Here is a 20,599-nt window from a genome sequence, read left to right as displayed (position 1 = left end):
GCGCACGCTGACTGCGCCGGGTCAGTTGACGCAGGGCACACCACCGGCCTTGACCGCCGGCCCGCTCTCCCCGCTGTCCACCGAGGAAGCGGAGTCGCTGGGAGCGGGCGAGGGAGCCTTGCTGTCCGGGGGCGTGTAGTCGTGGCCCAGGGTGACGCGGACGTGTCCGGCCGGGACGGCGGAACTCTGGGTGGCCGTACCGGACTTGAGGCGGGACGCGATCTGTTGGGCGGCCTGCTGCGCGCCTGCCCCGTAGGCCACGGTGGTGTGGGCCTGGGAGGGTGCGTTGCCGGTCTGGCCTGCGGTGTAGCCGAGCGCGGTCAGGGCTGTGAGTTCGGTGTCGGCGAGGCCGCCGGTTCCGTTGCCGTTGCGGATGTCGACGGTGGCGGGCGCCGCCTTCGTGCCGGCCTTGGAGTCGCCGCCGTCGGAGGCGGGCGAGGCTGGGCTGGGAGCGAAGGTCTGCTGGACGATCGCCTTTATCTTCTCGGCGTTGACGAGATTGACCGATTCGCCCTTGCGGGTGGCGAATCCGGTGATGGGCAGGGTGTGGAACTCGACGTTGCCACCGGTGAGGTTGGGCGCTTGCTGGGCGAAGTCCAGTACCTGCCAGGCGCTGTCGAGGACCAGGTCCTTCTTCACGACGCCGAACAGTCCCTGGAGTTTGCCGAGGTCGCCGAAGATGCCTTCGTTCTTGAGCTGGTGGGTGATGCTGGAGATGAAGGCCTGTTGGCGGCGGGTGCGGTCGAGGTCGCCGTTGTCGAGGCCGTGGCGCTGGCGGACGAAGGCGAGTGCCTGTTTGGCGTCGACCTTCTGTTCTCCGGCCGGGAAGTCGGCGCCGGAGTAGCGGTCCTTGACGGGGTGTTTGAGGCAGACGGTGATGGGCTGGAGGACTTTGGCGATGTCGTAGAAGCCGAGCAGGTTGACTTCGGCGAAGTGGTCGATGGGTACGCCGGTGAACTGCTGGACGGTGGCCAGGGTGGCCTCGCGTCCGGCTTCGCGGCTCTTGCCCTCCAGGTCGGGGCCTTTGATGCCCTGTTTGGCGAGGCGTTCGCTGGCGCCGGTGTAGGCGTTGGCGTACGCCTCCTTTATCTTGTGCTCGCCCTGGGAGGAGCCGTCGCCGTTGAGGGTCTCCACGTAGTCGTCGCGGGGGATGGAGAACGCGCTGACCTTGCCACCGTCCGCCGGGATGTGCATCAGGATCAGGGTGTTGGTGTTGTAGTAGCCGATGTCGCTGGACCCGGCGTGCAGTTGGTCCTGGACGAACTGCTTGGGCAGGTCGTTGCCGTTCATGTCCTTGCGCGAATCCAGACCGATCAGCAACAGGTTCACCGAACTGTCCAGATGCTTGGGCGCGTTCTTCTTCACGGCGTCCAGGGCGTCCGACGTGGTCAGACCGTTCGTCAGTGACCGGTAGGCGAACCACGTCACGCCACAGGCGACGAGCAGGACGGCCGAGGTCACCCACACCATGGTGCGCAGCGCAAGGGCCCACCACGGTCGGCGGGTACGGCCGTTGGCCGGTGCACCTGCCGACGGCCTGCCGCGTCGGCGCCGGTTCTGCGGGCAGGAAGGCGGGTTGTCAGGCATGGTCGCGCCTCCTGGCACGCAGGGACTGGAGACCGCGTACGGCCAGCACGGCCAGTACCGTGCACTCGGCGGCCGCCATGGCGGGGAAGGCGGCTACCGCCCACCGGATCAGGTCAGTGGATGTCGACTTGCCGCCGGAGCTGGAAGAACCGGTCAGCAGGTGCACAGCCGCGGCCAGCGCGGCGACCACCAGGGCAGGCAGCGGCGCCACCCACCCCAGCGCCTTCTGCCTGGCCCCCAGCACGGCCGACGCGGCCGCACCGACAACACCGCCGACCAGCAGCCCCCACCCGGGACCGGAGCCGAGCACGCCGTCGACACAGGCACCCGCCAGCGGCGGGACGACCAGGGCCAGCCCCAGGGCAGGACGCGCGGGCCGGTGGCCGCCTGAGCGGCTGCGGGCCGGGCCGGACCGGTGCCCGGCCACCGCCCCCGGCGGCGAGGAAGCGGGCGCTTCCCACTCTCCCCGTACCGGCGTGGCACTGCCGGGGTCCCGGCGTGGCGGGTTGCCACCCGGCACGCCCGGATATCGCTGCTGCATGCGCCCGTCCTCATCAATCCGTCCGAGAGGCTCCCCCTCCCGCGATCCCAATACGGCCACCCCTCATTCCGTTGCTGCTGGGGGAGACGTACGACCCACCCCATTAGTTGCAGGCTCGCGCAACTCTGCAACTATCCAGGACGTGACGAGAGTCACAGCCCAGGCGGTTGCCCGGCGCCGAGATCGGCCTTCCGCGGCTTGCGCCCTCCCCCTGATCCGTGTCGACGGCCCTGCCGACGGGCGGTGAGGGGGCGGCTGTCCTACTCCGGACCCGGCAGTGGCGGCCCCGTGTCGTCCCCGGAGTCGTGCCCCAACTCACGGGCCCGGTCGGCGTACACGTGATGGAGCAGGCGGTGCGTCTCGCGGGCCAGTCGCAATCGCTCCTCCTCCATGCGGGAGCGCCTGCGGTTCGCACGCACCAGATGCAGGGTGCCTCCGGCCGCGATGCACGCCCCGACATCGCTCGTCACATTGGTGTAGTTGCCGCCGATCAGCTCGGTCGTCGCGCTCGGGGTGAGGATGTGCGCGAGCGGCAGCACGATCAGATAGATGCCGAGTGCGATCAGGAAGACGACATGCGTCTTGCTGGCCAGGGCGCGTGGCAGCAGAGCGAGGGCGCGGTCGAAACGCCCTTCGGGGTGGGCAATACCTGTCAGCGACTCGGCGGGTGCCGTCCCTGCTCCGGCCGTCGGGCCGCTTGCGTCCGGGGCGGACGCGCTGAACTCTGCACTCATACCGGTACCCTCCGGATTCCGCCGGGCCTGACGCGCAGTGGTTGCGTGACTACGGATGCAGGACGAACCGCAGCACCCAATGGTTCCACGCTTGCGCAACCTTTGAAGTGTTGGGGATGGGGCCCGTCATGGCGATCTTCGTCTTCGGGCCGGACGAACTGCCCGGCCACAAGGCGGGAACGGCCCGGCTGCTGAACCGGGCCGTCGCCAACTGCGCGAGGCCGGGGCTCGGCTGGCCGAGGGCCCGAGCAGCACGCGGTTGAACCATGCATGGCAACAAGGGGTGTTGGCAGAGCTTGACGGTGGCGAAATCCGTCGGCAACCGAGGATGCGGCAGCGGTTTTACGCTCGTACGGAGGACGCTGGGGGAAGAACGCCGACGGGGAGCGCGCACGGGGAAGCGCTGCGGGGCGGGATCGGGGAGGTTGTCGATGGCTACTGGTACCAGACTGCGCCCGGTGGGCGACCAGGACGTGCGACTGCGCCACCGCGTGGTGCACGGGTACCGCCGGGCGTACCGGATCGCGGGGGAAGGGCCGGCCGTGGTGCTGATCCACGGCATCGGCGACTCGTCCGCCACCTGGGCCGAACTGATCCCCGGCCTCGCCCGCCGCTCCACGGTCCTCGCGCCCGACCTGCTCGGCCACGGCGCCTCGGACAAACCGCGCGCCGACTACTCGGTGGCCGCCTACGCCAACGGCATCCGCGACCTGCTCGGCGTCCTCGGCATCGAACGGGCCACCCTCGTCGGCCACTCGCTCGGCGGCGGCGTGGCCATGCAGTTCGCCTACCAGTTCCCCGAGCACACCGAACGGCTCGTCCTGGTCGGCGCGGGAGGAGTGGGGCGCGAGGTCAACCCGGTGCTGCGCGCCGCGGCCCTGCCCGGCGCGGACCTGCTGCTCGCCACGCTCTCCTGGCCCGGCATGCGATGGCCGACCCGGCTCGCCATCGAGCTGATGCGGCTGCTCGACACCGACCTCGGCCAGGACGCGCCCGACCTGCTCAACCTCGTGGACGCGCTGCCCGACGCCACCTCCCGCAGCGCCTTCATCCGCACCCTGCGCGCCGTGGTCGACTGGCGCGGCCAAGTCGTCACCATGCTCGACCGCTGCTACCTGACCCAGGGCATGCCCACGATGCTCATCTGGGGATCGCGCGACAGCGTCGTACCCGAACTCCACGCCCACCGCGCGCACGCCGCCATGCCGGGGAGCCGTCTGGAGATCTTCGAAGGGGCCGGACACTTCCCCTTCCACGCGGACCCGGCCCGCTTCCTCGCCCTCGTGGAGGACTTCGTGGACACCACCCGGCCCGCCGACTGGAGCGCCGAGCGCTGGCGCGACCTGCTGCGCGACGGCCGCTCCGGCACCACGCTGGCCGGCCCCGACGCCGCCTACGAAGCCGTCGTGGAACGGGAGTTGAGGGCGGAGAGCGAACGGAGCGCGACCTAGACGGCGTGGCCGCCACACGGCGCTCCTCGCGGAACCGGGGCTGTAGGGAGGGAGTTTGACGCTCCCTCCCCCCAGTCACTTCTTCAGGACGGCCTCCATGACCGCCTTGGCGATCGGCGCGCCCAGCTTGCCGCCGGCGATCTCGGAGCGCTGGATGTCCATGTCCGCCGGATCGACGAACACGGCGACGGCGACCGGCGAGGTGCCGTCGCTCTGCTTGGCGTACGAGACGAACCAGGCGTACGGGCGCTCCTCGCGCACATCGGCGCCGTGCTGGGCGGTGCCGGTCTTGCCGCCGACGGTGACCCCCGCCATCTGCACCTTCTTCGCGGAGCCCTCGCTCGCGGTGAACTCCATCATCTCCTGCACCTTCTTCGCGGTGCTCTCGGAGACGGCCTGGCTGAGCACCTCGGGCCTGGCCTTCTCGATGGTCGACAGGTCCGGTCCGCGCAGCTCGTCCACCATGTACGGCTTCATCACCTTGCCGTTGTTGGCGAGCCCGGCTGTCACCATGGCCATCTGGAGCGGGGTGCTGGTCAGGCTGCCCTGGCCCATGCCGGTCAGCGCGGTCTGCGGCTTGTCCAGCTTGTCGGGGTAGCTGCTCTTCACCGACCGGACCGGCGTGAACTGCTCGTGGTTGAAGCCGAACTTCTCCGCCGTCTCACGCATCTTGTCCTTGCCGGTCTTCAGCGCGGCCTGGAGGAACACGTTGTTGCAGGACCACTGCATGCCGGTCTTCATGGACACCTTGTCGCACATCGAGTTGTCGACGTCGTTGGGGATCCGGGTGGTGCTGAGCGGCAGGGTGTAGGGCGCCGGGGCGTCCGGCATGGGGGCGTTGATGTCCGTCACGATGCCGTTCTCGATGGCGGCGGCCGCGGTGAGGATCTTGAAGGTCGACCCGGGCGGGTACACCTCGCGGATCGCCCGGTTGCTGAGCGGCTTGTCCTTGTCGGCATCCAGCTTGAGGAACTCCTCGCCGTCCTTCTTCGAGATCCCGGAGAACACCGACGGGTCGTACGAGGGCGTGCTCACCATCGCGAGGATTTTGCCGGAACGCGGGTCCAGGGCGACCACCGCGCCCTTCGCCTTGAGATCCGTCAACCCCTTGTACGCGGCCTTCTGCGCCGCCGGGTCGATGGTGGTGACCACATCGCCGCCGCGCGGGGTCTCCCCGGTGAACAGCGCCTTGGTCCGGTCGAAGAACAGCCGGTCGTCCTTGCCGTTCATCACCTTCGCGTGCACGCCCTCCAGGAAGGTCGCGCCCTGCGCCTGGGAGAGATAGCCGGTGACCGGCGCGTACATCGGGCCGTCCTGGTAGGTCCGCTTGTACGTGAAGTCGGAGCCCGGCGTCTCGACCGACCCCGTGATCGGCCGACCGCCGACCACGATGTCGCCGCGCGGCTGCGAGAACGCATCGATCCGCACCCGCCGGTTGTTCGTGTCGTTGGCCAGGCTGTCGCTCTTGGCGAACTGGACCCAGGTCGCCCGCATCAGCAGGGCGAGCACCAGCACCCCGCAGAAGACGGCTATGTGCCGCAGCGGCTTGTTCATCACGCTCCCAGAGACGTACCGAATGGTGGGTAAACCGGACATGTAGTGATCAGCAGACCAGGTCCCCCACCCCGCTGTCCAAGAGCGCCAAGCGCGTCGACGCGATAGGGATTCGCCTATCGGTGCAGGTCACGGGCGTACGGCGGGGGGTGCTCAGGGGTGCGACTGTTACGGAAGGGTCATAGAACGGGTCATCGAGCGGACGGCCGCCGCGAGCTCCGACGCCCGACCACCGCCGCCCCGACCGGCATCCGGGCCGCGTCCGGGAACCTTTCGGACAGGCAAATGCCCGACGAGGCGTCGTGTGCAATTCACCCGGCGCACATGTGGCGAGCCAATACTCACTGCGCGGAAGCCACTGCGGACACCACATAGGGACCACCCAGGGATTCGACTGTGCACCACGTCGCGGAGAACGGCACACCCATGCTCTCGATATCCACCGCGTCCACGGCCACCAGCTCCTACGTCACCTCCATCGCGGACAGCGAGGAACAGATCCGCGCCGCCCAGCGGCTGCGGTACCGCGTCTTCGGCGAGGAGCTGGGCGCCACCCTCCACACCACGCTGCCCGGCCACGACGTCGACGCATTCGACTCGCTCGCCGACCATCTGATCGTCACCGACACCTCGACCGGCGAAGTGGTCGGTACCTACCGGCTGCTGCCTCCCGGACGGGCCGAACGGTCCTACTCCGAGGGCGAGTTCGACCTCTCGGCGCTCGCCGGACTGCGCCCGACGCTGATCGAGGCGGGGCGTTCCTGTGTGCACCCCGACCACCGCTCGGGCGCCGTCATCAACCTGATGTGGTCCGCGCTCGCCCGTTATGTGCTGCTGTCCGGCCACCGTCATCTCGCGGGCTGCGCGTCCGTGCCGCTCGCCGACGGCGGCGCGGCCGCCTCCAGCGCCTGGCTGCTCGGCAACGCCAAGCACTCCTCGCCGCCCGAACTGCGCGTGCACCCCCGGCGTCCCTGGATGCCCGCCGGGCCGGTCGGCGGCCGGCCGAGCTACGCGGACCTGCCGCCGCTCCTGCGCGGCTACTTCCGGCTCGGCGCGTGGATGTGCGGGGCGCCCGCGCACGACCCGGAGTTCGACGTCGCCGACTTCTTCGTCCTGCTCGACATGGACCGCCTCAGCGACCGCCACCGCCGCTACTTCCTCGGGGACACGCCATGAACCCGTGGTCCGTGGAAGCGCCCTGCACCCCGGCATGTGTGAACGCGACCGCGCCCCGGGTGCCCCTCGCCGAGACGGCCCGCCGGTACGCGGCGCTCGCCCACACCCTCATCCGCGCGGCGTCGTCGGGGGAGCGGCTCGCCGAACCCCGGATCCTGCGCACCCAGGCCCGTGCCGTGCTCGACGCGCTGGGTGTACGTCTCGAATCCTGGCCGCCGGTGCCCGAGCACACCCCGGGCGTGCTGATAGCCGCCAACCACATCTCCTGGGTGGATGTCGTGGCGCTCCTCGCCGTAGAGCCGGTCACCGTCCTCGCCAAACGGGAGGTGGGCCAGTGGCCGCTGGTCGGCACGCTCGCCCGCCGCATCGGCACCCGCTTCATCGACCGGGCGGCCGTGCGTGAACTCCCGTACACCGTCGCCGAGTTGGCGGACACGCTGCGGTCGGGCCGGTCCGTCCTGGTCTTCCCGCAGGCGACCACCTGGTGCACCGCGTCGGGCGGGCGGTTCCGGCGGGCCGCGTTCCAGGCGGCCGTCGACGCGGGCGCGCCGGTGCGGCCGACGACCGTCGACTACCTCCAGCACGGCGAGCCCAGCACGGTCGCCGCCTTCCTCGGCGGCGACGACTTCACGACCTCGCTGCACCGGGTGGCCGCGGCCCGGCACCTGACCGTGCGGGTCACCGCGCACCCGCTGCTACGGGGCACCGACCGCCGCACCCTGGCCGCCGAGGCCCGCGCGGCCGTCGGCGGCACCAGGCCACCGGTGCACGCAGACCCGTACGCACACGTGTGAAGACCCGGGGTTCGCGCCCCACGGCGCTCTAAGCTGAGCAGCCATGTTCGCACCCCAAGGCCCCACCCTCCGTGAGCTCGCCGTCCAGGCGCTGTCGTCCGTCGAGCGCGGCTACGACCTCCTGGCCCCCAAGTTCGACCGCACCCCCTTCCGCACGCCCGATGTGATCCTCGGCTCCGTGGCGCGCGTACTGGACGGGCTCGGCCCCTTCGGGCGCGGCCTCGACCTGTGCTGCGGCACCGGCGCGGGCATCGACGTCCTGGGCACGGTGTGCCACGAGCCGGTCACCGGGGTCGACATCAGCGCGGGGATGCTCGCCGTCGCGGCCCGCTCGCACCCGGAGGCCGACTGGGTGCGGGCCGACGCGCGGGCGCTGCCGTTCCGCGCCGCATTCGATCTGGCGGTCAGCTTCGGGGCGTTCGGGCACTTCCTGCCCGGCGAACGGCCGGGCCTGTTCGCCCAGGCGTACGCCGCGCTGAGGCCGGGCGGCCGGTTCGCGTTCCCGGTGGTGGCACCGGCCAGACCCGGCAGCGTGGGGTACTTCGCCCTGCTGGGCTTCGACACGGTGATGCGGGTGCGCAACGCGCTGTGGCGCCCCCCGTTCGTCATGTACTACCGCGGGTTCCGGCTCTCCGACGTCCAGCGGGAACTCGCGGCCGTCGGCTTCGCCGTGGAGCTGTACGCGCTGCCGGAGCTCGGGCACCGCCCGGACGGCAGCCCCCGCGCCCGGCTCGTTGTCGCGACGAAGTGAGTGAGGAGCCGCGCAGCAAGTGACGAGCGCAAGTGGTGCGGTCCCGCTCGCCGCACTGCCCGAGGAGTGGGCCAGGTCCTGGAAGACCGGCGCCCCGGAGTCGTTCGGCGTCTGAGCCGGGCTGCCGCCGCGCGCGGCAGCCCCACCGCACGGGGCGGTGGGGCTCTGTCGCGACCGGCTGATGGACCGTGCGGACCGGGCGGACGACGGGCACACACGGTCCTGTTGTCGTGACTCCTCCCCCGGCTGAAGCCGGGGTACCCACGCAGGATCAGGGATGGTGTGCCGGGGCCGCGGCGGCGGTGACCGCCATGGCGATGCTCCCCGCGGAAACACCGCAGGCGAGGAGGGCCGCGGTCAGGGTCCGGCGGGTCCGTCCGGTGTGCATGACCGACTCCCTTCGTCGCTCCTGCCCCCGGTGGGGGCTCCGGTGGATCACGGCCGGGCCCCTTGGCGCGTCCCGTCCATCACACACCCGGTCCACGCGGGATGCGACCCGAGCGGCCACCGCTCAGGGTCTCCGGCCCGGCCCCACACGGACGGTATGGGGCAGGGCCGGATGTGGTCCCGCGGCTGCCCGTGTCAGGACGACTGGGTGAGGCTCAGCAGCGAGGCCACGAACTGGTCCACCTCCTCAGGGGTGTTGTACAGCGCGAAGGAGGCGCGGGCCGCGGACTCCAGGCCGTAGTGGGCCAGGGCGGGCTGCGCGCAATGGTGCCCGGCCCGGATGGCGATGCCGTCGCGGTCCAGCCACGAGGCGATCTCCGCGGGGTCCCGGCCCGCGATGGTGAACGTCAGCACCGCGATCCGGCCGGGCGCCGACCCGAGGATCTCCAGTCCCGGCACCATCGCCATCGCCTGCTGCGCATACGCCGTGAGCCCCTCCTCGTACGCCGCGACCGCCGCACGGTCGAAGGAGGTGAACCAGTTCAGCGCGGCGAGCAACCCGACCACCCCGGAGATGTGCCCGGTGCCGGCCTCCATGAGATGAGGCACCGGCGCGAAGGTGGTGCGGTCGAAGGACACCGAGTCGATCATGTTGCCGCCGCCCTGCCAGGGCCGCAGGCCCGCGAGGACCTCCGGCTTGACGTAGAGCGCGCCGATGCCCGTGGGGCCGTACAGCTTGTGCCCGGAGAAGGCGTAGAAGTCGGCGTCCAGGTCGGTCACGTCGACGGGCAGATGGGCGACCGCCTGGGCGCCGTCGACCAGCACCTTCGCCCCGTAGCGGTGCGCCAGAGCGGTCATTTCGCGCACCGGCGGCACCGTGCCGAGGACGTTCGACGCCTGGCTGATCGCCACCAGCCGGGTGCGGGAGGAGAGCAGGTCGGCGTAGGCGTCCTGGTCGATCTGCCCGTCCGCGAGCAGCGGGACCGGAACGACGCGCGCCCGGGTCTCCTTCGCGATCAACTGCCAGGGAACGATGTCCGAATGGTGCTCCAGGACCGGGACGAGGATGTCGTCGCCGGGCCCCAGATTGGCCCGTCCCCAGCTCTGCGCGACCAGGTTGACGGCCTCCGTCGTGCCCCGTACGAACACGATCGAATCGGGGGACGGCGCCCCCAGGAAGTCCGCGACGGCGGCCCGGCCCCCCTCGTACATCTCGGTGGCCTCGCGGGCCATGGTGTGCGCGCCCCGGTGGATGTTGGAGTTCGCCGCGCTGTAGTAGCCGGCCAGCGCCTCGATGACCTGGCGGGGTTTCTGTGTGGTGGCCGCGTTGTCGAGCCAGACCAGCGGGTGCCCGTTGACCGTGCGGTGCAGGATCGGGAAGTCCTTGCGCGCCGACTCCGGTGAGAACCGGCCCGGTTGACGGCCCCTGCCCGCCGTGTCCGCCGGTCCCGCAGGGCCAGGACCGGCTGTGTCTGGCGGCCCCGCAACGTCAGGTCCGGCCATGTTCTCCGACCCCGCAACGTCGGGGCCCGCCATGTCCGTCGACCCCACAACGTCAGGAGTAGTCATGGTAGTTCGACACCTCGACGTTCTGCAGCACCGCGATGGCGTCCTCGACGAGGACGGCCGTGTTGAAGTACGCGGTCATCAGATACGAGGTGATGCCCTTCTGGTCGACGCCCATGTTCCGCATGGACAGGCCGGGTTCGACCTCGTCGGGGACCCCGGCGGGACGCAGTCCGACCACACCCTGCTCGGCCTCGCCCGTGCGCATCAGCAGGATCTCCGTGGTGCCGACCATGCCGCCGCCCGAGAACCGCATCTTGTCGGAGGGCAGCAGCGGCACCCCGCGCCAGGTGAGCAGCGGGCTGCCGAACCGGGTGTCGATCACCGGCGGCACACCCCGGCGGGTACATTCGCGGCCGAACGCGGCGATCGCCCTCGGGTGGGCGACGAAGAACCCCGGCTGCTTCCACACTCGCGCAAGCAGCTCGTCGAGATCGTCGGGGGTCGGCGCGCCGGTACGGGCCTGCACGCGCTGACCGGCGGACACGCTGTTCAGCAGGCCGAACTCGGGATGGTTGAGCAGGGCCGCCTCCTGACGCTCCCGCAGCGCCTGCACGGTCAGGTTGGACTGGGCGCGGGTCTGGTCGATCGGGCCGTTGTACAGATCGGCGACCCGGGTGTGCACGCGCAACACCGTCTGCGCCAGCGTCATGTGGTACTCGCGCGGCGCGTCCTCGTAGTCCACATAGGTGCCGGGCAGTTCGACCTCGCCGACGTGTCCGGAGCTGAGGTCGACGGGCACCTCCGCGCCCGGCTTGACGCCGTCGCCCGAGGTGTACGCCTCCATCGCGGTGTGCAACTGCTCGCTGCGGTCGGCGAGTTGGGCCAGCGCGCTGCGGTCGGCACACAGGGCCGTGCCGGGGGTGAGCGCCTTGACGCGGTACGGCATCGGCTCGCCGCGGGTCCAGGCGCCGAGGTCGAAGAACTGGCCGTCGCCCGCCACTTCGAGCAGCGCGTCCTCGCCGTACCGGCCGGTGACGCGCTTCTCCGCGCGGCCCTGCACGAGCACCCACAGCCGCTCGGCGGGGTCGCCCTCCTGGGCCAGGACCTGCCCCGCCTCGAAGGTCACCGGGGTGAAGGCGGCCGCGAGTTCGGTGAGCAGGGCGTCCTCGGCGTCGCGCAAGAAGGGCAGCTCGCGCAGGTCGCCCGGGATGACGCGCGGGGTGCCGTCCTCGTCGTACGTGCTGATCCGGTCGTCGCCCAGGACGAACGTGCGGCGGCGGTTGACGCGGTAGACGCCGGATTCGACATCCACCCAGGGCAGCGCCCGCAGCAGATAGCGCGGGGTGATGCCGCGCATCTGCGGAACGGTCTTGGTGGCGGTGGCGAGTTGCCGCGCCGAGTCCGGGCCGAGACTCATCCGCGGGTTATTCACAGGAGCATTCACCGGTACCTCCTCGATGGGGCTGGACGAGGACCGATCGTGTTCCTGGATGACGAAGACCACAAGATGTCATGTGCCACCGGCAGGCCGGAAAAGGCCGTGCAGGGGCCGCGAAAAATCGCTTCTGCGCAGGTCAGAGCGGATCTTGTGGACGCAATATGCGACTCATTATCAACTGAATGTACAGGCTATTAGATCCTGAAAGCCAAGCTTATGGGAACGGTAATTCAAGTCTAATTCTGGGGCTCGCGGCGTGAATTCACCGCCCATCAGCCGGACTGCGGCCCGCCGTCGGTCACGTACGTGATGAGGCGTTCGAGAAAGATCTGTTGACCGGTGATGAGCATTGGGGCCGCTGTTTCGGGGGGCAGCCAGGCGAAGCGGTCCATCTCGGGGAACTCGCGCAGCGTGCCCGATCCCCTCGGCCATTCCATGCGGAAGGTGCCCGGCACCGCGTCGGCCGGATCCAGGTCGCCCTCCAGGGCCCACACCGTCACGGTCTTGCCGCCGCGCTGCCGCGTCTCGCCCAGCGGCACGAGCGCGCCGTCGGGCGGCGGCAGACCGAGCTCCTCCGCGAACTCCCGCCGGGCGGCGGCCTCCGGCTCCTCGTCCGGACCGTACTCGCCCTTGGGGACCGACCAGGCGCCCGCGTCCCGCCCGGCGAAGAAGGGACCGCCCATGTGCCCGACGAGCACCTCGATGCCGTCCCCCGCGCTGCGGTACACCAGCAGCCCGGCGCTGCGTTTTCCGGCCATGCCGCCCAGTCTGCGGGCCCGCCGCGCGCGCCGCCACGGGGGCCCGGCCGCGCTCGGCCGACCCGCGCTCCTGTACGGCGGCTAACGCCCTTGCGCGCGCACCGTGTCCAGATATCCGCGGATCGCGTCCCGGTTCCGGCTGAGGCACTGGATCTTGGCGTCCATCTGCGCCCAGTGCCGCTCCAGGTTCTCGATCAACTCGGCGCTCGGCCCGTTCACATGGATCGAGCCCGGACCGTCGAGACACGGCAGGATCTCCTTGATGATCCTGGTCGGCACCCCCGCGTCCAGCAGCCCGCGGATCTGCACGACGCGCTCCACCAGCCGCTCGTCGTAGTCGCGGTAGCCGTTGGCGGCGCGGTCCGGGGTGAGCAGCTCCTGGGCCTCGTAATAGCGCAGCAGCCGCGTGGGCACCCCGGTGCGGGCGGACAGCGCTCCAATGCGCACGACGGCACCTCCTCCTCGGCGGGACTTTCCCGGTCGGGCTTCCCTTGACACTAGTGTCAAGGTTCCACGATGGGTTCATGATCATACGGAGACCGTCCGCCCCGGCGGCGACCCTGGCCGTCCTCTCGGTCGCGCAGTTCCTCATCGCCCTCGACTACTCGATCATCTACATCGCGCTGCCGAGCATCGCCGCCGACCTGCACCTCACGCCCTCGCTGGCCCCCTGGGTGGTGAGCGCCTACGCGGTGTTGTTCGCGGGATTCCTGGTCGTGGGCGGCCGTCTCGCGGACCGGATCGGCGCGAAGCGCCTGTTCGTCGCGGCGATCATCGCCTTCGGAGCGGCCAGCGCGGTCGGCGGCGCCGCCCAGGACGGCGCGGTCCTCCTGGCCGCGCGCGGCGCACAGGGGCTCGGCGCCGCCCTGCTCCAGCCCGCCGTCCTCGCCCTGATCGGCACGACCTTCCCGGCCGGCCCGGCGCGCGGCAGGGCGCTCGCGGTGTGGGGCTCGGTCGGGGCCTCCGGGCTCGCCGCCGGCGCCATCCTCGGCGGACTGCTCACCTCCGCCTCCTGGCGGCTCACCTTCGTCATCAATGTGCCGCTCACCCTGCTCTGCGCCCTCGGTGCGGCCCTCTGCGTGCGCGCGGCCCGCGAAACCTCCCCCGCCGCACGGATCCCGGTCCTCGCATCGCTGCTCGGCACCGGCACCGTCCTCACCCTGGTGCTCGCCCTCACCCTCGGCTCCGGCGAAGGCTGGGCCGCCACCCCGACCCTCGTCTGCCTGGGCCTCGCGCTGCTCTTCCTGGCGGCGTTCCTGCGCGGCGAGGCGACCTCGCACACCGTCCTCGTCGAACCCGTCCTGCGCCGCATCGCCTCGCTGCGCATCGGCGCGGCCGCGACCGCGCTCTACATGGCGAGCGTGGGCTCGGAGTTCTACCTCCTGACGCTGCTGCTCCAGTCCCTCAAGGGCTATCCGCCGCTGGCAGCGGGCCTCGCCTTCCTGCCGCTCGCCGTCATGGTGACCGCGGGCAGCGCGACGGCGGGCCGGGCCGTCCGCCGCACCGGCCCCGCGACCGTCCTCGTCGCCGGATTCGCGCTGGCCGCCGCGGGACTGCTGTGGATCGCGCTGGCCCTCGCGGGCGACTCGTACGCCGTGGACCTGCTGCCCGGTCTGCTGCTGAGCGGATTCGGCCACGGCGCCATCTACACCTCCATGTTCATCATTGGCACCCACGACGTGCCCGCCGCCCACCAGGGCACGGCCGGCGCCCTGTTGACCACGTCCCAGTACCTGTCGGGGGCGGTCACCGTCGCCGTGCTCACCCTCGTGCTCGGCCCGTCCCCGGACGACGCGCGCTTCCGGACCGCCTTCTGGCTCACCACAGTGGCGGCCGCGGCCGGTGGCGCACTGGTGGCCGCGCGGCGCGCGGCGGCGTCAAGGACGCGCAAATCCGCAGGCCCCCGGCGTCAGGAGAGCGTCAACGAGGGCCGCCCGTCGAGCTGTTGAGCCCGATGCTGGTGTGCACACGGGACCGTACGAGCGGGCCGTGGCGCGAGGCCGGAGGGCGAGTGACCATCACCGCCGCCGCCGAGCAGAGCCGGGGAACGAGGGTCCCCGGCACCTGCCGACATCAGCCTCGCACCGGCCGCTCGTAACGGAGTTGGCCCGTCGTCGCGGCCCGGAGGGGTCCGCCGCGACCAGCACGGTCGGGGCGACGGTCTCCCATCACCGCCGCCCCGGCCGTCCGCCTGCTGCGGGAGGCGGTCGCAGGCCGCTGGGCGACCGTGCCATGCGGCCCGAGGATTCCGCCGACCGGGTCCCGGGGCGAGGGGGAGCGGCCCCCGCGGCATCAGCATCCCGTCAGCACTCGCCCCCTTCCCGTCAGCATCGCGTCATGACGCACCGGCGGACCGGGGCGCGGGCATAGCGTCGGTGCCGTGCCCCGGCCCGCCTCCCCGTGCCGGGGCCACCCGCCCACTCCCCGGATCCGCCAGGAGCGACCCCATGGCAGAGCCCGTCAGCGGCGACGATCCCGAACCCGGCGCCCGCGCCCCGTGGTTCGGCTGAGAAGGGACGTACGTACGCCATGACCACCATGCACCCGCCGACCGCCACCACCCCGGCCGCCCCCGACGACCTGTCCGTCTGGCCGGCCTCCACCACCCGCCACGGCCACGGCGGGCTCTGCGTGGGCGGGGTCCCGCTCACCGAGATCGCCGAACGCTTCGGCACCCCCGCGTACGTCCTGGACGAGGGCGAGGTGCGCGACCGCTGCCGCACCTATCGCGGCGCCTTCCCCGAGGCCCAAGTCCTGTACGCGGCCAAGGCGTTCCTGTGCCGGGCGCTCGCCCACTGGGTCGAGGAGGAGGGGCTCGGCCTGGACGTGTGCTCGGCGGGCGAGCTCGAACTCGCCGTCACGGCGGGCTTCCCGCCCGAGCGGATCGTGCTGCACGGCAACGCCAAGTCCCCCCACGACATCGAGGCCGCGCTACGGCTCGGTGTCGGACGCATCGTCATCGACAGCCCGTCCGAGATCGCCCGCCTTGCCGCGGCGGTCGGGCCCGGCGGCCACCAGAAGGTGATGGTCCGCGTGGTGCCCGGCATCAGCGCGGGCGGCCACGACAAGATCCGCACCGGCACCGACGACCAGAAGTTCGGCCTCTCCCTCACCGACGGCCACGCCCAGCACGCCATCACCCGCATCCTCGGCCAGCCCCAGCTCGAACTGACCGGCCTGCACTGCCACTTGGGCTCGCAGATCACCACCGTCAAGCCGTATCTGGCGGCCGTGCGCCGCATGGTCGGCCTGATGGCCCGCATCCGCGACACCCACCAGGTGGTGCTGCCCGAACTCGACATGGGCGGCGGCCACGGCGTTGCCTACCGCCCCGGCGAGGAGGCGCTCGACATCACGGCGCTGGCCCGCCGCATGCGCGCCGAACTCATCGAGAGCTGCGCCGCGGCCGGGCTCACCGTGCCCCGGCTGCTCGTCGAACCGGGCCGCGCGATCGTCGGGCCCGCGGGCGTCGCCCTTTACCGCGTGCTCGCGGTCAAACACACCGGCGACAACGTGTTCGTCGCCGTCGACGGAGGCATGAGCGACAACCCGAGGCCCGCCCTGTACGGAGTGCGCTACGCGCCCCGGCTGATCGGACGGGCCTCCACCTCACCGCCCCGCCGGGCGACCGTCGTCGGCCGGCACTGCGAGGCGGGCGACATCCTGGCCGCCGGGGTGGAGCTGCCCGGCGACATCCACCCCGGTGACCTGCTGGCCGTACCGGTGGCGGGCGCCTACCACCTGTCCATGGCGTCCGGATACAACCTGGTGGGACGGCCGCCCGTGGTCGCCGTCGCCGAAGGACACGCCCGGCTCCTGGTCCGCCGCGAATCACTGGAGGACTTCCGCAGCCGCGACGTCGGGCTCTGAGGGCGGGCCGCAGAGCAGGCACGCCGGGGGCCCATTCGCCTCAACTACCCGTCTCGGCCAGGCTGTTGTAGCGCAGCAGATACTCCGCGAACCGGTCCAGATCCGCCGGGGCCCAGTCGGCGAGCCGGTCGTGGAAGGCCTGGCGGCGCAGTTCGGCCGCCTCCGCGAGCTTCGCGGTGCCCGCCGGGGTCAGCTGGAGCAGCTGGATGCGGTGGTCGTCCGGGTCGCTGATGCGCCGCACGAAGCCGAGCTTCTCAAGCGCCGCGACCTGCCGGCTGATGGTCGACTTGTCGAGCATGTAGTAGGCGGCCAGATCGGTCGCCCGGCAGCCCTGCTGGTCCTCCAGATGGGAGAGCAGGGTGAACGAGACGAGCGAGAGCTCGGGGTGCATCCGGGCGGCGGCGGCCCGGGCGCGCCGGGCGAACGCGGTCAGCTCACGCTGAATGGTGATGACCGACTGGTCTCGGCTGAGCACGGCTGTTCCTCTCCACGGTTCAGTTGTAGAATACAACGCCATCGTGGAGGCCGGACCCGCCGCGCCGGGCGGTGCGCTTGGGGTGTGACCGAGATACGCGCCAAAGGGGCAACGGGATGATCTTGAAGCCCTGAGCGCCCGTCGCCCGTCACCCATTCGGCTCAGTGTCGTTGGTGGTGATGTTGAGCGTCGTCTGGGGCCTGGGGTGGGTTGTGACATCGGTTGAACGGACCGCGTATCCGCGGTTCAAGCGGCTGATCACTGCGCATGAGCTGCATCTGTTCTTCTCGCCGAGCCGCGATGAGCTCGCCGAGCCGCGATGAGCTGGAGTGGGCGGCCGATGCCACGGACTGCGATGAACATCTGCTGGCCCTGCTGCTGATGCTGAAGTCATACCGGCGTATGGGGTGTTTCCCGGCGCTGGAGGACGTCCCGGAGATGGTGTGGACTTCGTGCGGCGAGCGGTGGAGCTGCCGGAGGGCACGCTGCCGGCGTACCGGGCGGAGCGGACCGCCAAGCACCACCGGGGCCCGGTCCGCAAGCAGGCTGGCGTGACGTACGACCAGGCCAAGGCCCGGCAGATCGTCGAGCAGTCGATCCGCAAGGAAGCAGCGGCGAAGAACCGCCCGGCGGACCTGGTCAACATCGCGCTGGAGAAGGTGGTGGAGGCCGGACTGGAGCTGCCCGGGTTCTCCACCTTCGACAAGATGGCCTCGAAAATCCGCACCGAGGTGAACGCCTCGATCCGTACGGGCATCCACGACCGCATGAGCGCCGCTCAGCGGGCGGGGCTCATGCGGCTGCTGGATGAGCGCGACGGCGACGGGACGACGCTGTTCAACCGGCTGAAGAAGCCCGCGCAGGGCCCTACCTGGTCGCACTTCAAGAACCTGACCAAACGTCTGGAATGGCTGGACGAGCTGGGCGACACCGATGTGTGGGTGGACGGAGTCGCCGCGGGGAAGGTCACCGACTTCGCTGGGGAGGCGGACGCGGCGGATGCCTCGGAGCTGCGGGACTTCGTCCCCGTCAAACGCATCGCGCTGGTCGCGGCCCTGACGCACAAGGCGAGGATGCGGGTGCGGGACGATCTGGCGACGATGTTCTGCAATCGCTTGGCGACAAAGATCAAGAAGCCCAAGGCGGAGCTGGAGGAGATCCGGCTCGCCGAGCGGGAGATCGTTGAGGCCCTGATCGGGAACTACCGCACGGTGCTCAAGTACATCGACGAGGGCGGCCCGGCCCAGGAGGCGCTCACGAAGGCCGCGGCCATGACCGCCGAGGTCCGCCAGACCCTGGAGGGTCTGGACGAGGAGGCGTCGGTGGACGAGGTCGCGACGCGGCTGGAGGGCAGGGTCTCCCCGGCGGTCCTCGCCCTGGTGAAGGCCCAGGTGGTGCAGGCCGGCGGGTTCGGCGCGGTCACCCGCGCGGTGGACGGCTTCGGCGGGTTCGCGAAGCAGTACGAGCAGATCGAGAAGGTCTCCGCCCACCATGGCAGCTTCTGGGAGGTGCTGCTGTACGGGCAGATAGGCCGGGACCGGGCGGTGATGTTCGACCTGGCCGACAACGACAAGCTGAAGTTCACCGCGACCAGCGAGGACAGCCGGGTACTGGACGCCCTCGCGCACGCCCAGCGGCACCAGGCGGCCCGCGGCGAATACATCACCGCCTTCAACGAGGAGGGCAAGGAGGTCGACCTCTCCTTCACCACCCAGAACTGGCGCAAGGCCGTCCTCGACAAAACCCGGACCGGGCAGTTCGTGCGCAAGCACTTCGAGGCGATGGTCTTCACCGCGCTCGCCGAGGAGCTGCACACCGGCGACGTCGCGGTGGTCGGCTCGGAGGAGTATGCCGACTGGTCCGAGCAGCTTCTGGCCTGGGAGGTCGTCCAGGAGACGCTGGGGTCGTACCTGGTGGAGGTCGGCCTCGCCGAGGCGGGCGAGAGTGCCGAGTTCGACGCGAAGTGCTTCCGCCGGCAGTTGGAGGACAAGCTGCGAGGTGCCGCCGCGGCGGCGGATGCCGGGTACCCGGAGAACGAGGGCCTGGTCATCGATCCGGAGACGGGCATCCCCTCGCTGAAGGCGTTCCGGGCTGACGGCCAGCGGCCCTCGGCGAAGCGGCTGGAGCAGGAGATCAAGGCGAGGATGCCGGAGCGTTCCCTGATGGGGATCGTGGCCCGGACCGCCTACTGGGTGGAGTGGTGGCGCCGTTTCGGCCCGCCGTCGGGCAACGAGCCCAAGCTCACCGACCCCTTGGGCCGCTACGTGATCGTCACGTTCGTCAAGGGCACCAGCATGGGTCCGTACGAGGCCGCCCGGCACATCCCCGGCGTGAGCGGGCACGAGCTGTCGTACGTCGCCAACAAGCACTTCTCGATCGTGCTGCTGAACGAGGCGATCTCCGACCTGGTGAACGCGCCCGCCCGCCTGGACATCTCGCAGGCGTGGGGAGATGGGACCGCCGTCGCGGCGGACGGCACCCACATGGACACCTATCTCGACAACCTGCTCTCCGAGACAAGCGTGAGGTACGGCAAGCCGGGCGGTATCGCCTACCACCATGTCTCGGACACCTACATCGCATTGTTCACGCACTTCATCCCATGCGGGGTGTGGGAGGCCGTCTACATCATCGAGGGCCTGCTGAAGAACACCAGCGAGGTGCAGCCGACCACCGTGCACGCGGATACGCAGGGCCAGAGCTTCCCTGTCTTTGCGCTCGCCCACCTCTTGGGCTTCGACCTGATGCCCAGGATCAGAAACTGGAAGGAACTGACCTTCTACCGGCCCTCCAAGCAGAGCGAGTACGTGCACATCGAGGCCCTGTTCGGGGAGCCGGGCAAGAACATCATCGACTTCGACCTGATCGAGTCCCAGTTCCGCCATCTGATGCGCGTGGCCGTCTCCGTACGCGAGGGCACCATCTCCTCCTCCACGCTGCTCAAGCGCCTGCGCTCGGGCTCGCGGAAGAACGCCACCTACGCCGCCTTCCGCGAGGTCGGCCGCGTGATCCGCACCGTCCAGCTGCTGCGCTACCTCTCCGACGCGCCGCTGCGCCGACGGGTGACCGCGGCGACCAACAAGGTCGAGTCGTTCAACCGGTTCTCCCAGTGGATCGGCTTCGGCAACCGCGGAGTCATCGCCGACAACGACCCCATCGAGCAGGAGAAGGCGATGAAGTTCAACGCGCTGCTCACGAACGCGGTCATTTTTCACAACGCCCTGGACATCGCGGAGATCGTGCGGCAGCTGCTGGAGGAGGGATGGGAGATCGACCCGGAGGACCTGGCCCATATCTCGCCCTACCTGACCGAGCACATCAACCGGTTCGGCGAGTACTCCACCCACGAACTCGGCATCCAGCCCGACGCGTACGACCCGAAGCTCGACGTCGACTTCACCCCGCTGCGCGAGCAGGACCTGAGTGCCGCCGGTCTCGGCTGGGCTGCCTGAACCGTGAGGTGAACCAGCTAGTGACGCACTTCACGGGAGCGGGCCGGTATACGCCAGAATCCTGCTGCGAGGGTCAGTCTCCAACACCGTGGCCTGGGCGGGTGATTCGATAGCGCCGCCGT

17 protein-coding genes are annotated in these 20,599 nt (G+C 70.6%); 8 read left to right on the top strand and 9 right to left on the bottom strand.

Annotation, left to right across the window (positions count from 1 at the left end; genetic code table 11):
* Window positions 1-21: 21 nt before the first annotated feature.
* The 3 genes from ACIBK6_RS14305 to ACIBK6_RS14295 form a co-directional block, all read right to left on the bottom strand.
* Entirely contained in the window at window positions 22-1,587 is a 1,566-nt protein-coding gene (locus ACIBK6_RS14305; RefSeq protein ID WP_399051510.1) for an LCP family protein, read from the bottom strand.
* Entirely contained in the window at window positions 1,580-2,128 is a 549-nt protein-coding gene (locus tag ACIBK6_RS14300) for a hypothetical protein (protein WP_399051509.1), read from the bottom strand. Before ACIBK6_RS14300 ends, ACIBK6_RS14305 begins: the two co-directional genes overlap by 8 nt.
* A gap of 260 nt (window positions 2,129-2,388) precedes the next feature.
* Window positions 2,389-2,862 carry a hypothetical protein gene (locus ACIBK6_RS14295; protein WP_399051508.1) on the bottom strand — a complete coding sequence of 158 codons (474 nt, stop codon included), beginning with the start codon at window positions 2,860-2,862 and terminating at the stop codon, window positions 2,389-2,391.
* Between the two features lie 128 nt (window positions 2,863-2,990).
* On the opposite strand from ACIBK6_RS14295, the gene ACIBK6_RS14290 reads away from it, so the two are divergent.
* Both ACIBK6_RS14290 and ACIBK6_RS14285 read left to right on the top strand, forming a co-directional pair.
* Complete coding sequence (locus ACIBK6_RS14290) at window positions 2,991-3,125, top strand: hypothetical protein (protein WP_399051507.1); 135 nt, start codon at window positions 2,991-2,993, stop codon at window positions 3,123-3,125.
* Between the two features lie 168 nt (window positions 3,126-3,293).
* Window positions 3,294-4,313, top strand: coding sequence for an alpha/beta fold hydrolase (locus tag ACIBK6_RS14285; RefSeq protein WP_399051506.1), 1,020 nt, complete (start codon window positions 3,294-3,296; stop codon window positions 4,311-4,313).
* 75 nt (window positions 4,314-4,388) lie between these two features.
* On the opposite strand, the gene ACIBK6_RS14280 is transcribed toward ACIBK6_RS14285, so the two are convergent.
* Complete coding sequence (locus ACIBK6_RS14280; protein ID WP_399051505.1) at window positions 4,389-5,867, bottom strand: peptidoglycan D,D-transpeptidase FtsI family protein; 1,479 nt, start codon at window positions 5,865-5,867, stop codon at window positions 4,389-4,391.
* Window positions 5,868-6,293: 426 nt separating this feature from the next.
* Here ACIBK6_RS14280 and ACIBK6_RS14275 point away from each other — a divergent pair, with 426 nt between their 5' ends.
* Genes ACIBK6_RS14275 through ACIBK6_RS14265 form a run of 3 tightly spaced genes read left to right on the top strand, consistent with a single transcriptional unit; the run spans window position 6,294 to window position 8,588 of the window.
* The gene (locus tag ACIBK6_RS14275) at window positions 6,294-7,043 is read left to right on the top strand and encodes a GNAT family N-acetyltransferase (RefSeq protein ID WP_399051853.1); all 750 of its coding nucleotides are present in this window, start codon (window positions 6,294-6,296) and stop codon (window positions 7,041-7,043) included.
* A complete protein-coding gene (locus ACIBK6_RS14270) occupies window positions 7,040-7,837 on the top strand; it encodes a lysophospholipid acyltransferase family protein (protein WP_399051504.1) in 798 nt (265 codons plus the stop codon). The genes ACIBK6_RS14275 and ACIBK6_RS14270 overlap by 4 nt, the downstream gene beginning before the upstream one ends.
* Before the next feature lie 43 nt (window positions 7,838-7,880).
* Entirely contained in the window at window positions 7,881-8,588 is a 708-nt protein-coding gene (locus ACIBK6_RS14265; protein ID WP_399051503.1) for a class I SAM-dependent methyltransferase, read from the top strand.
* Between the two features lie 582 nt (window positions 8,589-9,170).
* Here the strand turns inward: ACIBK6_RS14265 and ACIBK6_RS14260 are convergent.
* The 4 genes from ACIBK6_RS14260 to ACIBK6_RS14245 form a co-directional block, all read right to left on the bottom strand.
* Entirely contained in the window at window positions 9,171-10,544 is a 1,374-nt protein-coding gene (locus ACIBK6_RS14260) for a SufS family cysteine desulfurase (RefSeq protein ID WP_399051502.1), read from the bottom strand.
* The gene (locus ACIBK6_RS14255; protein ID WP_399051501.1) at window positions 10,531-11,901 is read right to left on the bottom strand and encodes a family 2B encapsulin nanocompartment shell protein; all 1,371 of its coding nucleotides are present in this window, start codon (window positions 11,899-11,901) and stop codon (window positions 10,531-10,533) included. Before ACIBK6_RS14255 ends, ACIBK6_RS14260 begins: the two co-directional genes overlap by 14 nt.
* 293 nt (window positions 11,902-12,194) lie before the next feature.
* A complete protein-coding gene (locus tag ACIBK6_RS14250) occupies window positions 12,195-12,680 on the bottom strand; it encodes an NUDIX domain-containing protein (protein ID WP_399051500.1) in 486 nt (161 codons plus the stop codon).
* An 81-nt stretch (window positions 12,681-12,761) separates the two neighbouring features.
* The gene (locus tag ACIBK6_RS14245) at window positions 12,762-13,127 is read right to left on the bottom strand and encodes a MerR family transcriptional regulator (RefSeq protein WP_399051499.1); all 366 of its coding nucleotides are present in this window, start codon (window positions 13,125-13,127) and stop codon (window positions 12,762-12,764) included.
* Window positions 13,128-13,204: 77 nt separating this feature from the next.
* On the opposite strand from ACIBK6_RS14245, the gene ACIBK6_RS14240 reads away from it, so the two are divergent.
* Together ACIBK6_RS14240 and lysA are read left to right on the top strand one after the other, a co-directional pair.
* Entirely contained in the window at window positions 13,205-14,629 is a 1,425-nt protein-coding gene (locus ACIBK6_RS14240; protein ID WP_399051498.1) for an MFS transporter, read from the top strand.
* A gap of 580 nt (window positions 14,630-15,209) precedes the next feature.
* Window positions 15,210-16,550: a diaminopimelate decarboxylase gene (gene lysA, locus ACIBK6_RS14235; protein ID WP_399051497.1), complete on the top strand. Its 1,341-nt coding sequence runs from the start codon at window positions 15,210-15,212 to the stop codon at window positions 16,548-16,550.
* Between the two features lie 40 nt (window positions 16,551-16,590).
* Here lysA and ACIBK6_RS14230 read toward each other — a convergent pair whose 3' ends face one another.
* Entirely contained in the window at window positions 16,591-17,025 is a 435-nt protein-coding gene (locus ACIBK6_RS14230; RefSeq protein WP_399051496.1) for a MarR family winged helix-turn-helix transcriptional regulator, read from the bottom strand.
* A 443-nt stretch (window positions 17,026-17,468) separates the two neighbouring features.
* Here ACIBK6_RS14230 and ACIBK6_RS14225 point away from each other — a divergent pair, with 443 nt between their 5' ends.
* The gene (locus tag ACIBK6_RS14225) at window positions 17,469-20,477 is read left to right on the top strand and encodes a Tn3 family transposase (protein WP_399051495.1); all 3,009 of its coding nucleotides are present in this window, start codon (window positions 17,469-17,471) and stop codon (window positions 20,475-20,477) included.
* Window positions 20,478-20,599: the final 122 nt, after the last annotated feature.

This window comes from Streptomyces sp. NPDC050485, from assembly GCF_044458185.1.
GTDB lineage: Bacteria > Actinomycetota > Actinomycetes > Streptomycetales > Streptomycetaceae > Streptomyces.
This window is presented reverse-complemented; position numbering and strand designations above follow the sequence as displayed.